The sequence below is a fragment of the Dehalococcoidia bacterium genome (assembly GCA_035310145.1).
In the GTDB taxonomy this organism is placed as follows: Bacteria; Chloroflexota; Dehalococcoidia; order CAUJGQ01; family CAUJGQ01; genus CALFMN01.
This window is the reverse complement of sequence record DATGEL010000114.1, coordinates 35,056-48,800: the sequence shown is the minus strand read 5'-3', so window position 1 is coordinate 48,800 and position 13,745 is coordinate 35,056. Positions and strand designations below refer to the sequence as shown.

Here is a 13,745-nt window from a genome sequence, read left to right as displayed (position 1 = left end):
AAAAGCCGATCAGCTTGGCGGCTTGCTCAACGCCGCGAGCGGTGTCCTGCGCGCCTGAGCCTGATCCGGACCTGCACTCCCGGCTCCCGCTCGCCTGGACCACGCGGCGAGCACGGTCGATGTGCCAAAGTCCAGGGCCGGCGGGAAGCATTTCCCGCCGGCCGTGCGCTGATCCGGCTCGGACTACTGCACCTGGCTGAGCGGGCCGGCGTTGTCCGGGAAGTTCGCGGTATTGAGCACCTGGATGCCGGCGTGCTGCTCGCCGTTGAAGGGCGTGACCACGGGCTCCGTCTTGCCCGGCTCGCAGCCCAGGTTGAAGGGCACCTGCGGGTCGTTGAACCAGAGGCCGAGGTGGTACATGTGCGTCGGCGGGAAGGTGGTCGTGGGGCCGCCGGTGGAGACCGAGAAGGTTTCAATGTTGAAGCGGCCGACGACCGTCACGTGGCCCTCGCCGTGGCTGTTCGTTTCCAGGTCGGACTGGTACCAGGCGACGCCGAAGGGCTTGTTCGGCAGCTCGGTGACAAAGAAGTCGAAGTCCGTGTTGGCCGGCAGGCCGCTGACGTCGAGCCGCATGACCTCGACCACGCCCTGCGAAACGATGGTCACATGCCCCACGGCGTTGGGCAGGCAGGACGAGATGCCGGGGCTGGCGATCATGTCGAAGCGGGCGAAGGGCTGCGAGGCCGAGGCGAAGGTGCGGACACCAATCATGGCCGTTGCCCCCACGACCAGGGCCAGGGCGCCGAGACGGATGGCGGAACGAAGCGATCGCGGCATGAGCTACCTCCTGAATTCGAGCGATCCCTTGTGGACCGCTGATGCAGGAGGTACGGAAGCGCGACATACGGACGATCTTTGCAAGTGTTGGCTGCTTCACCCGATCTGCGTGAACTCGCCAACAGAGGCGTCCCGAGCGATCGGCGTCGCCGCAACGGTCACACGATGCGCTGCACGGCAGCGGCGGCCGCGTCGCGCAGACGCCTGATCGCCGCCGGAATGCCCACTGCGGCGCCGAAGACGGCGGTGCCAGCGACCAGCACGGTGGCGCCGGCGGCGACGCACGCCGCCGCCGTTTCAGTGTCAACGCCGCCGTCGACTTCGAGCTCCGCCGTGCTGCCGGCGGCGTCGAGCAGGCGCCGCGCCTCGTGCAGCTTGGGCAGCGCCAGCGCCAGGAACTTCTGGCCGCCCCAGCCGGGGTTGATGCTCATCACCAGCAGCAGGTCGAGGTCCGGCGCGATCCACTTGACAGCGTCGAGCGGCGTGGCCGGGTTGACCGCCACGCCCGCGAGCATGCCGGCATGCTTGATGTCATGCACGAGTCGGTGGAGGTGGACGGTCGCCTCGGCGTGTACCGTCAGCAGGCTCGCGCCGGCGTCGGCGAAGGCGCGGATCTGGCGCTCCGGCTCGGCGATCATCGCGTGCAGGTCGATCGGCAACGCGCTGCTGCGCTTGACCGCGGCGGCGATTAGCGGGCCGAAGGTGATGTTCGGCACGAACTGGCCGTCCATCGCGTCGACATGCACCCAGTCGGCGCCGGCCGCCTCGATCGCCTGCACCTGCTCGCCAAGGCGCGCGAAGTCCGCGGCGAGGATGGACGGGGCGATCTTGACGGCGTTAGCGTTTGCGGCCACTGCCACCCCTCCCGCCGCCCGGCGGCAGCTCGAAGGCCGAGGCGGCCTGCGCAAACAGCTCATCCAGCTCGTCCAGGTTCGGCGGGTTCAGCCACTCGCGCGCCAGCGCTATCTGATCGCGCACCTGCTGCCGCGCCGTGCCGCCGGCCGTGTTGCGGCCGTCGATCGCCGTATCGAGGTTGATCTTGAGCACCGATTGGTCAAAGAGGTCAGAGAACTGGCGGTACTCGCCCAGCGAGAGGTCGGGGAAGTCCTTGTGCTGGGCGTCGGCGTAGCGCACGAGCTGGCCGACGATCTCGTGCGCCTGGCGGAAGGGCAGCCCTTTGTGCACCAGGTAGTCGGCGATGTCCGTGGCCAGTGAGTAGCCGGCCCCGGCCGCCTCGCGCAGGCGCTGCTTGTGCCAGGTGATCGTGGGCAGCATCGCCGCGAAGATCTCGAGCGTGGGCACCAGCAGGTCCACGCTTTGCAGGAACGGGCCCTTGTCCTCCTGCAGATCGCGGTTGTAGGTCAGCGGCAGCGCCTTCATCAGGGCGAACGCCGCGACCATGTTGCCGTAGACGAGGGCCGTGCGCCCGCGCGCCAGCTCGGCGATGTCAGGGTTCTTCTTCTGCGGCATGATGCTGGAGCCGGTGGCGTAGGCATCGTCCAGAGTGATGAAGCCGAACTCGCGCGTGGACCAGAGGATGATCTCTTCGGAGAGCCGCGAGATGTGCATCATGCAGATCGCGGCGGCGGCGTGGAACTCCAGCACGAAGTCGCGGTCAGAGACGGCGTCCATGCTGTTGGGCGAGACGCGCTCGAAGCCCAGCTCGTTGGCGGTGAAGTCGCGGTCGAGCGGATAGGGCAGGCCGGCGAGGGCGCCGCTGCCCAGCGCCAGCACGTTCGCGCTCTCGCTCACGGCCCAGAAGCGCTCGGCGTCGCGCGCGAACATCTGGAAGTAGGCCAGCAGGTGATGGGCAAGCAGAACAGGCTGCGCGAGTTGCAGGTGCGTGTAGCCGGGCATCACCGTGTCGAGGTGCTGCTCCGCCAGGTTAACGGTCACTTCGGCCAGGTCGTGCAGCTTCTCGCTCACCATCTCGGCGGTGTCGCGTACGAGCATGCGAAAGTCGTTCACGACCTGGTCGTTGCGCGAGCGGGCGGTGTGCAGCCGGCCGGCGGGCGCGCCGATGCGCCGCTCCAGCTCGGCCTCGACGTTCATGTGCACGTCTTCCTGCTCTGGCCTGAGCCGGAAGGCGCCCGTCTCGGCGTCCGCGGCGATGGCCGAGAGGCCGCGCTCGATCGCGGCGGCGTCGGCCGCGGGGATGATGCGCTGCTGGCCGAGCATGGCGGCGTGGGCGCGCGAGCCTGCGATGTCGAAAGGCAGAAGCGCCGCGTCCTGCTCGATCGAGGAGGTGTACTCCTCGACCAGCGGGTCCATGCGCTTCGCGAAGCGGCCGGCGCGCAGGATGTTGCCCTCGCGCTGGGCCGCGTCCGGGGCGCCGCGGGCGTTCTGGCGCCGTGGACCTGGTTTCTTCGCCACCGTGCACCTCGAATCTGTACGAGCGGGAGTCGTTGGTTTGCGGTTTCGGACGAAGGGGCTACGCGTAGCGGTCCGGTCCGGCCTCGCGGTAGCCGAGCGCATCGGCCGTGAGCAGGCTGGCCGGGGCGCCGTGCACAAGGCGCGGCAACTCGCCAAGGTCGTCGATCTGATAGGTCGGCTCGATCGGCGGCCGCGCGCCGGCCCGGCCTCGCCGCCCGTTGCGCTTCCAGACCGCGGCCATCCCGATCATCATCGCGCCCTTCACGTCCACGCTCAACGAGTCGCCCACCATCACGGCTTCGTCAGGCGTGACGCCCAGTGCAGCGAGAGCGGCGAAGAAGATCTCCGGGTGCGGCTTCAGCCAGCCGACGTCGGCGGAGACGGTCACGGCGTCGAAGAATTCGCGCAGGTTGGCGCTGCACAGCTCGGCCTCGACGGCGGCAGCGCCGTAGGGGTGGTTGGCAACGGCGCCGAGACGAAGCCCTGCAGCGCGCGCCCAGGCCAGCGTGGCGTGCGCATCCGGAAAAACCTGGCGGCCGAGCCGATCGATCGGCACGTAGCAGGCGCGCCAGACGCCCGCCGTCTCGTCAGCGCCACGGGCAAAGCCGAAGTCGCGGATGATCGTGTCGGCGAGACCGGCGAAGTCCGGTGAAAGCAGCGAGCCGTGCGCTGCCGCCTGCTGCGCCGCCCGCGTCGTTTCCAGGAGCGCCGCGGCGAGGCGCGTGAGATCGATACCCTCGCCGCGGCCGCCGGGCACGAGGGCCAGCCGGCGAGCCGCAAGCTCGGCCTCCAGTCCGGGCCGAGGCGGCACGGGGGTCTGCCAGAGCGTGTCTCCCAGGTCGAACAGCAGCGCGCGCATCGCCATCGTGCGATCAGGATAGCGCGCTCCCGCGGCGCTCGCTTGACGCAACGGGCGCAGCGCATAGGCTGAATTCAAAGGCAGGCCCGGTCGTGGGGCCGGGCGCCGGTCAGGAGAGGATGGAACGATGGACGTGCCGCTGCTGGTTTCGGACTTCCTGCGCCGCGCGGTCGAGCTGTACGGCGACCGCGAGGGCGTCGTCTGCGGAGACGAGAGATTCAGCTACAGCCAGTTTGCCGCACGCACGAACCGCCTGGCGAACGCGCTGGCGGCGCTGAACGTGGCGAAAGGCGACCGCGTCGCCATCCTCAGCCCCAACTGCCACCGCTTCTTGGAATCGTTCTACGGCGTCAGCGCGATCGGCGCTGTGCTCGTGCCGCTGAACTACCGCCTCGTGCCCTCGGACTTCACCTACATCGTCAACCACGCGGGCGCCTCGGTCTTTCTGGTGGACGAAGAGCTGGCGCCGGTGGCGGAGGAGATCCGGCCGGCGCTGGGCACGGTGCGCGAGTACGTAATGCTCGGCGGCGCCCCGCGCGACGGCTGGCGGAGCTACGAGGCGCTGCTGGCGGAAGCGACCGACGCCGAGCCGCCCGACGCGCGCCTGCAGGAGACGGATCTCGCCACGATCAACTACACCTCCGGCACGACGGCGCGACCCAAGGGCGTGATGATGACGCATCGCAACCTCTACGCCAACGCCTGGAACTCGATCGGCCACCTGCGCGTCACGCACGATGACGTGCTGCTGCACACGCTGCCGATGTTCCACGCCAACGGCTGGGGAACGCCCTTCACGGCCACGGGCATGGGCGTGCGCCACGTCGTGCTGCGCAAAGTCGACGGCGCCGACATCTTCCGCATGGTGCAGGACGAGGGCGTGACCTGGGCCTGCATGGCGCCCGCCGTGCTCAGCACGATCCTCAACTTCCCCGACAAGGCGAGCTACGCGATCCGCACGCGGCCGCGCCTGGTCGTGGCCGGGGCGCCGCCGCCGGCCGCGTTCATCAAGCGGCTGCGCGAGGAGCTGGGCTGGGAATTCATCCAGGTCTACGGGCTCACCGAGACGGCGCCGTTCCTCACGATCTGCACGCTGCGCCCCGACATGGAGGCGCTGCCGGAAAACGAGCGCTGCCAGATCCTCGCCCGCGCCGGCGTGCCGATGATCGGCGTGCAGCTCAAGATCGCCGGCGCCGACGGCGAGGCCGTTGCGCCCGACGACGAGCAGATCGGCGAGGTGCTGGCGCGCTCGAACGTGGTGATGGCGGGCTATTGGCGCCAGCCCGGTGAAACGGACAAGGCGATCGAGAACGGCTGGTTCCACACCGGCGACCTCGCCACTGTCAACCGCCACGGCTACATCAACATCGTGGACCGCGCCAAGGATGTGATCATCTCCGGCGGCGAGAACATCTCGTCGATCGAGGTCGAGGACGTGCTCTACAAGCACCCGGCGGTGCTGGAAGCGGCGGTGATCGGCGTGCCGAGCGAGAAGTGGGGTGAGACGCCGCGTGCGCTGATCGTGCCGCGCGAGGGCATGCAGCCGGCCGAGGCCGAGATCATCGCCTTCTGCCGCGAGCACGTGGCGCACTTCAAGGCGCCGACGAGCGTGGAGCTGGTCGAGAAGCTGCCGCGCACGGCCACCGGCAAGCTGCAGAAGTACGTGCTGCGCGACAAGTATTGGGCGGGGCAGAAGAAGCGGGTGAACTGAGCCGTCGGCCCTCACCCCCGTCCCCTCTCCCAATCCTGGGAGAGGGGTGTTCCTGGGGTGCTGGAATCGGACTGCGCCGGGGTAACCGTACCGACCACGGAACGCTCCAGGCTGGATCGTCTCCTTCTCCCAGGATTGGGAGAAGGAGACAGGAGAGGTTGAGGGCCGACGGCCGGCGCTTCTATTCTGCCGCCTTCAGCGCGGCCTCGAAGCTGGCGAGGGCCTCGTCGATCTCGGCGTCAGTGACGGTCAGCGGCGGGGAGAAGCGCACAAGGTTGGCGCGCAGCATGTTGACCAACAGCCCGCGCTCCACGCACTGCTTCATGACCTGGTCGGCGATGTCCCTGCTGAACTGCACCGCGCAGAGCAGGCCCTTGCCGCGCACCTCGGCGATGCTGCCGTGGCGGTCTTCGAAGCCGTGCAGACCCCGCATCAGCCGCTCGCCCTTGCGCGCGACCTCCGCCGGCAGATCGTTCTCGATCACGAACTTCAAGACCGAGTAGCCCGTCGCCGTCGCCAGCGGGTTGCCGCCGAAGGTCGAGCCGTGGTCGCCGGGCACGAAGCAGGCGGCGACTGGCTCCTTCGCCAGGATGGCGCCGATCGGCACGCCGCCGGCCAGTCCCTTCGCCAGGGTCATGATGTCCGGCTCGGCGCCGTACTGCTGGTAGCCCCAGAGCGTGCCCGTGCGGCCCACGCCGGTCTGCACTTCGTCCAGAATGAGCAGGATGTGCTGCTCGTCGCAGAGTTGGCGTACGGCCGCGAGATAGCCGGCCGAGGGCAGGTTCACGCCGCCCTCGCCCTGGATCGGCTCCAGCAGGATTGCGCAGGTGTGTGGTGTTACGGCGGCGCGCATGGCTTCGATGTCGTTGAAAGGCACGACGACGAAGCCGCCCGGCAGCGGCGCGAACGGTTGCTTGTAGCGCTCGGTGCCGCTGGCCGTGATCGCGGCCAGGGTGCGGCCGTGAAAGCCGTTCTCGGTGCTGATGATCTCGCTGGCGCCCTGCTTGTGCATGCCGCCCCACTTGCGGGCCAGCTTGATCGCCGCCTCGTTCGCCTCGGCGCCGCTGTTGCAGAACCAGGCGCGGTCCAGCGCCGAATGCCGCACCAGCAGCTCCGCCAGCTGCACCTGCGGCTCGCTGTAGAAAACGTTGGAGATGTGGATCAGCGTATCGGCCTGCGCCTTGATCGCCTCCACCACGGTCGGATGGCGGTGGCCGAGCGAGTTGGTGGCGATGCCGGCCACGAAATCCAGGTAGCGGCGGCCCTCCACGTCGTAGACGGCGGTGCCTTCGCCGCGCATGATCGTCAGCGGCACACGCTTGGCCGCCTGGAAGAAGACCGCGGCCTCGCGCTGCTGCCAATCCGCGCTCGAGCCGGCGCCGGTTGTGCTGCTCGTCGTCGTCGACGTCATCGTTGTCGCTCCGTCTGCTGCTTGTGACGGCCAGTGTACGGGAGTCTGGCCGGGATTGCCTCGATTCGCCGCGTCAGCGAGGTGCGGGCGACGCTGTCGGCTGAGCGATGAGCTGGCCCAGCCGGTTCAGCGCCGCCTGCAGACGCGCCTCTTCCTCGCCGTAGCCGGCGAAGTCGCCGTTACGCAGGCGCTGCTGCGCCTGCGCGTTCGCGTCCGACGCCTCGCGGATCAGACCGGGGATATCGGTCGCGGTTGGGGTGACCGAGGTTGCCGGCGGCGCAGCGACGTTCGGCGGCGTGGTGCTTGCGGGCGCAGGGGAGGCGCCGGCGGCGGGTGTGGCCGTGGGCGTCGGCTGGCCGTTGCCGCCAGAGTTGTTGGTTTGCGCGGCGGCCGTGGCGGCGCTCGCGGCGAAGCTGCTGAAGCTGTAGGTCGGCGTGATCTCGCCCACCGCGGCGGCCAGCGCCTGGTTGAGCGACGGCTCCATGAAGACCTTGCCCGCCGCGTAGACGATCACGGCGACGACGGCCGGCTTCGGGTTCTGGTCGGCCTGCAGGTAGACCGGCTCGACATAAATGTACGATTGGTTGATCGGGATCATCAGCAGGTTGCCGCGCTGCACGTGCGAGCCCTGCTGGTTCAGCAGTGTTAACCGCTGCGAGATCTCCGGCTGGGCGTCGATGCTCGACTGCACCTGCACCGGCCCGGCGATCACCTGACCGGAGGGGAAGCGGAAGACCTGCAGTTGGCCGTAGTTCGGCGCATCCATCCGCGCCGCCATCAAGGCGATCGCATTCGGCTTGTTCGCCGGGGTGAAGGGACGAATCAGCACGAACTCCTGCCGCTGCTCGCCGGGCAGGCGCATGATCAGGTAGTACGGGTCGAGGTCCTTGGCCGAGCCGCCGGTGCCTTCCTGCGGCGTGGCCCACAGATCCTGCTTGCCGTAGAACACGCTCGGATCGGTCATGTGATAGGTGCGGTAGACATCGGACTGGATGCGGAAGAGGTCTTCCGGGTAGCGGATGTGGCTGCGCAGCGAGGCGGGCATCGCATCGAACGGCTTGAACAGCGTGGGATAGATCTTCTGGTAGGTTTTGGCCACCGGATCGCTCGGATCGACCAGGTAGAAGGTCACATCGCCGGTGTAGGCATCCACCACGATCTTGACGCTGTTGCGGATGTAGTTAATGCCATTCTCGTCCTCGGAATAGGGAAAGCTGTCCGAGGTCGTGAAGGCGTCCTGGATCCAGTACAGCTTGCCGTCCACGATCACAAGATACGGATCGTTGTCCAGCGTCAGGAACGGGGCGATATGTGAGATCCGGTCCTTGAGCGTGCGGCGGTAGAGCAGCCTGCTCTGCCCGGTGATCTGGCCGCTGATCAAGAGGTTCGTGTCGCCGAACTCCCAGGCGTAGACCAGCCGCCGGAAAAACGAGCCGATGCCCACGCCGCCGTTGCCGTTGTAGCGGGTCTCCTGCTGCGTGCCGGTGTTGTCCTCGAAGTCGATCTCGGCCTGCTTGGCGCCGACGATCTCGTACTCCTTGGTTTGCTGGCCGTAGTAGATGCGCGGCTGCTCGATCGCGGGCTCGCCCTGCGGAGGGATGTTTTGCAGGTTGTAGGCTGGCAGGCCGAAGACATCGACCTTGTTGACCGGGTTCATCACCGCGCCGTAGCCGTGCGTGTAGCGGGTGTGCACATTCACCCAGGTCCTGGCGCTCGGCTGCAGGCTGTCCTGCGACAGCTCGCGGGCGCCGAGCGTGACCTCGGTCATTCTGCCGTTCAGTGCGTAGCGATCCACGTCCACATCGTCGAAAACGTAGTACTGCTGGATCTCCTGCTGCTGCTTATAGGTCTGGATCTCGAAGCGCGGATCCCAGAGGCGGATATTGTCGATCGTCGCCTGGTCCTGGCTGAGCGTCTGGCGCGTGATGTCGCTGCTCGCCTGGAACGGCTGCAAATCCACCGCTTGCAGGTTGAAGGCCGTGCGCGTGCCGTCGATGTTGCGCTGGATGTACGGCTGCTCCTTGGCCAGCTCGTTCGGGTCGACGTTGAGCCGCTGCACCGCGGCCGGGTAGATGCCGAGCAGCGCGATCGCCGCCACGATCCAGGCGCCGACGCCCGCTCCGGCGACGATCAACCGCCGTCGGAAGATCGACCAAACGATGCAGGCGCCCGCAGCCACGGCGAAGACCATGAGGATGTAGTAGCCGGGAATGCGGGCGTGAATGTCGGTGTACGTCGCGCCTTCGACCACGCCGTTCTTGGTGATCGCCAGGCTGAAGATGTCGAGCCGGTAGCGCACGATGTAGACCAGCAGCAGCAGCAGGCCCAGGCAGCCAACGTGCGCCTTGATCGCCCGGCTGAGCCGCACCTCGAAGTTTTGCAGGCTGATCACGAAGGCGTAGACGCCGATCACCGCCAGCAGCGTCACGATCGTGAGGCCCAGCAGCCAGTCTAAGATCGCCCACAGGCCCGGCAGGGTGAACATGTAGAAGCCCGGGTCCATGTGGAATGCCGGGTCGCTGCCGCCGAAGCTGGCGCCGTTCACGAGCCGCAACCAGGTCTCCCACTCGCTCGAGGCGACGGAGCCGAAGACGATGGCGAGAAAGATCGAGCCGGCCACAGCGACGATCGTGACGATGCGCTTCAGCGTCGCCGGCTCGACCTCGGCGATAAAGCTCTCTTCCAGGCCGACCGGAGCCAGCCGGCGCGCCAGCCAGAGGTTGCCGGCGATGAAGCCGAGGAAGAGCAGGGCGCCCACGAAGAACAGCACCGTCTTGGTGATCAGCATCGTGTTGTAGACCGCGGCGTAGCCCAGGCTGTCGAACCAGAGGAAATCGGCATAGAGCCCTTTGAAGATCGAGGCGAGCGTGAACAGCCCGATCAGCACCGCGACCACAACCAGCCAGCGCATGGCGTGAAACGACGGCAACTGTTCGCGGCCGACCCGGAAGGGGATCGGCGGCGGTCCCAGGCCCTCGCGGTCTTCTCTCGGCGGGTCGCCGGACGCCACCCTCAGGCTCCTTCCGCTCTCTGCCGCTTCGCCGTCAGGCGAAGACAGTACCGGCGGGCGCGGCCGCCATCGCCTGTTGCAACGCGTGGGCCGCGCGTCCGTCCACGATGACCGGGCGCGAGCCGGCGGCGGCGGCGCGCAGGCAGGCGTCGATCTTCGGCAGCATACCGCCCGTCAGCACGCCCGCCGCACGCAGGCGGCCGCTCTCGGCCGCGTCCAGCCGCACGATCGGCCTGCCGTCGCCGTCGAGCACGCCGGCCACGTTGGTGAGGAAGACGAGGCGCGAGCCGGGCAGCGCCGCCGCGACCTCGCCGGCCGCCGTGTCGCCGTTCACATTCAGCAGTTGATCGCCGCCGCGTTGCACCGCGATCGGCGCGATCACGGGCAGCAGGCCGGCGTCGAGCAGCGCCGCCAGCACGGTCACGCCCACCTCGCGCACCGCGCCGACGAAGCCGAGCGCCGGGTTCTCGATCTCGCCGACGAGCACGCCGCCGTCCGGCCCGCAGAGGCCGAGCGCGCTGACGCCGAACCGGCCGAGTTGTGCGACGAGCCGCTTGTTGACCACCCCGGCCAGCACCGCGACCACGACATCGATCGCCGCCGCATCGGTGACGCGCAGACCGTCGACGAAGCGCGAGGGCACCTGGTGAATGCCCAGCCAGCGCGTGATCTCCGCGCCGCCGCCGTGCACGATCACGACGCGCGTGCCGGCGCGGTGCAGCGCCGCCGCGTCTGCCAGCGTGGTATCGCCCGAGCCGAAGGTGCTGCCGCCGATCTTGACGATGACCGTGTCCGCTGCCGACAACCCTGCCCCGCCGCCTTACAGATGGACTCAAGACCGGCGACCGCCCGCCGGTGCAGGCTTCGCTGCCGGTCCGCGACCGGTCTTGCCCCATCGCTTACGCCCGCCGCCGTCCAGCATGCGCCGATCGGCGGCGAGCGTCTATCCACTGGATGCCATACCGGCCATCGGGCGCCTTCGCGCCATCAGGCGCGGGCGTGCGGGCCGGCTCCGCATTCATGCCTATGTCGTGTATTCGGCGTTGATGCGCACGTACTCCTCGGTGAGGTCGCAGCCCCAGGCCGTGGCCGCCGCCTCGCCCACGCCGAGCTGCACGGCGATCACCACCTCCGGGCCCTTCAGTGCGTCCAGCGCGGTTTGCTCGTCAACCGCGCGCGGGGCGCCGCAGGCATAGGCTATCACGTCGCCGATCCGCACCTCGGCCCTGTCGAGGTCGATCGCGACGTAGCTGCGGCCGACCGCCATCATCACGCGCCCCCAGTTGAAGTCGTTGCCGTAGACCGCCGACTTCATCAGGGGCGAGACGGAGACGGTGCGCGCGGCGCGGCGCGCCTCTTCCACGCTCGCCGCGCCGCTGATCCGCACCTCGATCAGCTTCGAGGCGCCCTCGCCGTCCGCCGCGATCTGCCTGGCAAGGCTGCGCGAAGTCGCGAAGAGCGCCGCACGCAGCGCCTCGGCGCCGGCGCTGCCGGGCGTGAACGGCGCGCCGCCGCCCGCGCCATTGGCGAGCAGCACCACCGTGTCGCTGGTGCTGGTGTCGCCGTCCACACTCACCATGTTGAAGGTCTCGTCCACCACGGAGCGCAACAGCGGCCGGATCAGCTCCGGCGCCACCGGCACATCGCTGGTGAGGAAGCCGAACATCGTGCCCATGTCCGGGTGAATCATGCCGGAGCCCTTGGCGATGCCGCCGACGTGGTAGCGCCTGCCGCCGAAAACGAAGGCGGCCGCGGCGTGCTTCGGCCTGGTATCCGTGGTCATGATCGCGCGGGCCAGGTCCATGCCGCCGTCTGAAGCGAGGGTGATCGCGTCGATGCCGCGGGCGATGCGATCCATCGGCAACTGCCAGCCGATCACACCGGTGGAGGCGACGAGCACCTCGCTGGCGGCGATGCCGAGCTTCCCGCCCGCCTGCTCGGCCATGGCGCGCGCCGCCTGCAGTCCCTCGGCGCCGGTCGCCACGTTGGCGATGCCCGAGTTCGCCACGATCGCCCGGGCCGAGCCGTCGGCCAGATGTTCTTTGGAGACGATCACCGGCGCACCGACCACGCTGCTCTTCGTGAACATACCGGCGGCGACGCAGGGCCGCTCGGAGTAGAGCAGGCCGACGTCGTGCCGCGCGGTGTCCTGGTACTTGACGCCGGCATGGGTGGCGCCCGCCTGAAAGCCGGCCGGGGTGGTGACGCTGCCGTCGGGGATCTCCTGCACGCTCGCCGTGGTCTGCGTCGCCTGTGTCATTGGTCTAGCCTCCGAATGCCGGCGGCGCGATCGCTCCAGGGTCGCACCGTCGTCAACATAACAGCGCGGCGGCAACGGATGCTGATGCTCGTTGCCGCCGCGCTGCGCCGCTCCGCCAAACCGCCGGTCAGGGATAGAGCGCCGCGCCGTCGAGCCCCGCGCCCTGCGGCAGCCCGAGCATCAGGTTGAGGTTTTCCACCGCCTGGCCGCTCGCCCCCTTGACCAGATTGTCCAGGCAGGCGGAGACGACCAGACGGCCGGTACGGCGATCGACGGTGGGATGCACGAGGCAGAAGTTGGTGCCCGCGGTGTGCTTGGTGTGCGGCGCCGCTCCGACCACGCGGGTGAAGGGCGCGTCGTGGTAAAAGTCGCGGTAGAGCCCCAGCAGCTCGGACGCCGGGTCGGCGCCGAGCCGGTCGAGGCGCAGATCGGCGTAGCAGGTGCTCTCGATGCCGCGCACCATCGGCGAAAGATGCGGTACGAAGGTGACGCGCGGCGCCGGCGACTCCGCCAGCAGGCTCAGCTCCTGCGTGATCTCCGGCAGATGCCGGTGCCCCTTGAGGCCGTAGGCGACGACATCCTCGTCGGCCTCGGCAAAGTGGTAGCCGAGCGCCAGGCCCCGCCCGGCGCCGGAGATGCCCGACTTGCTGTCGACGATGATCCCGGGTTCGATCAGACCCGCCTGCCAGGCCGGCGCCAGCGCCAGCAGCGCCGAGGTGGGGAAGCAGCCGGGATTGGCGACGAGCCTGCTGGCCGCGATCGCCTCGCGGTGCAGCTCGGGCAGGCCGTAGACGGCGCCGTCCAGAAGCTGCGGCGCCGGGTGGTCGCCGCCGTACCAGGCGGCGTACTCGGCCGGGTTGTGCAGGCGGAAATCGGCGCTCACGTCCACGACGGGAATGCCGCGCTCGACGAACGGCGCAAGCGCGGCGGCGCTGGCCGCGTGCGGCAGGCAGCCGATCACGGCGTCGACATCGGTTTCGATCTGCTCGGTGATCGTTAGATCGTACTGGAAGAGGTGCGGGAAGACGGCGGCCAGTGGCTTACCGGCCTCGCTGCGGCCGGTGCAAGCGACCATGCGCGCCTGCGGGTGGGTGAGCAGCAGGCGTGCTGCCTCCACACCCGCATAGCCCGTGACGTTGACGACCCCGACTCGGATCACCGCCCGCCCTCGCTCGTATCCGCACTATAGACAGTCGCTGGCCCGCGGACAAGGACGCGGCGTTCGCCTGGCGCCCGGAGCAGCAATGGGGAGTGAGCCACTCGCCGATCCCTCACCGCGCTCGGGCGAAGGACCGAGCCGAGATGCTCCATACGGCACACTGTTCGTCGCGATTCGGCCGGTGG

At 68.9% G+C, this 13,745-nt stretch carries 10 protein-coding genes; 1 reads left to right on the top strand and 9 read right to left on the bottom strand.

All coding sequences use genetic code 11. The features are described from left to right. Positions 1–183: 183 nt before the first annotated feature. From VKV26_21495 to VKV26_21480, 4 genes are all read right to left on the bottom strand, one after another. The gene (locus VKV26_21495) at positions 184–777 is read right to left on the bottom strand and encodes a hypothetical protein (protein ID HLZ72489.1); all 594 of its coding nucleotides are present in this window, start codon (positions 775–777) and stop codon (positions 184–186) included. A 158-nt stretch (positions 778–935) separates the two neighbouring features. Beyond that, positions 936–1,631: a ribulose-phosphate 3-epimerase gene (rpe, locus tag VKV26_21490; GenBank protein ID HLZ72488.1), complete on the bottom strand. Its 696-nt coding sequence runs from the start codon at positions 1,629–1,631 to the stop codon at positions 936–938. After that, the gene (gene argH, locus VKV26_21485) at positions 1,615–3,078 is read right to left on the bottom strand and encodes an argininosuccinate lyase (protein ID HLZ72487.1); all 1,464 of its coding nucleotides are present in this window, start codon (positions 3,076–3,078) and stop codon (positions 1,615–1,617) included. The genes rpe and argH overlap by 17 nt, the downstream gene beginning before the upstream one ends. Positions 3,079–3,208: 130 nt before the next feature. After that, a complete protein-coding gene (locus VKV26_21480; protein ID HLZ72486.1) occupies positions 3,209–4,015 on the bottom strand; it encodes an HAD-IA family hydrolase in 807 nt (268 codons plus the stop codon). 121 nt (positions 4,016–4,136) lie between these two features. On the opposite strand from VKV26_21480, the gene VKV26_21475 reads away from it, so the two are divergent. Then, a complete protein-coding gene (locus VKV26_21475; GenBank protein HLZ72485.1) occupies positions 4,137–5,720 on the top strand; it encodes a long-chain-fatty-acid--CoA ligase in 1,584 nt (527 codons plus the stop codon). 181 nt (positions 5,721–5,901) lie between these two features. Here the strand turns inward: VKV26_21475 and VKV26_21470 are convergent, their stop codons facing one another. The 5 genes from VKV26_21470 to argC form a co-directional block, all read right to left on the bottom strand. After that, complete coding sequence (locus VKV26_21470) at positions 5,902–7,131, bottom strand: acetylornithine transaminase (GenBank protein ID HLZ72484.1); 1,230 nt, start codon at positions 7,129–7,131, stop codon at positions 5,902–5,904. A 73-nt stretch (positions 7,132–7,204) separates the two neighbouring features. Beyond that, positions 7,205–10,141, bottom strand: a complete 2,937-nt coding sequence (locus VKV26_21465; protein HLZ72483.1) for a UPF0182 family protein — start codon at positions 10,139–10,141, stop codon at positions 7,205–7,207. Positions 10,142–10,175: 34 nt separating this feature from the next. Further along, positions 10,176–10,946 (bottom strand): acetylglutamate kinase, encoded by a 771-nt coding sequence (argB, locus tag VKV26_21460; protein ID HLZ72482.1) that lies wholly within the window; start codon positions 10,944–10,946, stop codon positions 10,176–10,178. 219 nt (positions 10,947–11,165) lie between these two features. Beyond that, positions 11,166–12,401: a bifunctional glutamate N-acetyltransferase/amino-acid acetyltransferase ArgJ gene (gene argJ, locus VKV26_21455; protein ID HLZ72481.1), complete on the bottom strand. Its 1,236-nt coding sequence runs from the start codon at positions 12,399–12,401 to the stop codon at positions 11,166–11,168. 127 nt (positions 12,402–12,528) lie between these two features. Next, positions 12,529–13,560 (bottom strand): N-acetyl-gamma-glutamyl-phosphate reductase, encoded by a 1,032-nt coding sequence (argC, locus tag VKV26_21450; GenBank protein HLZ72480.1) that lies wholly within the window; start codon positions 13,558–13,560, stop codon positions 12,529–12,531. Between the last annotated feature and the right edge of the window lie 185 nt (positions 13,561–13,745).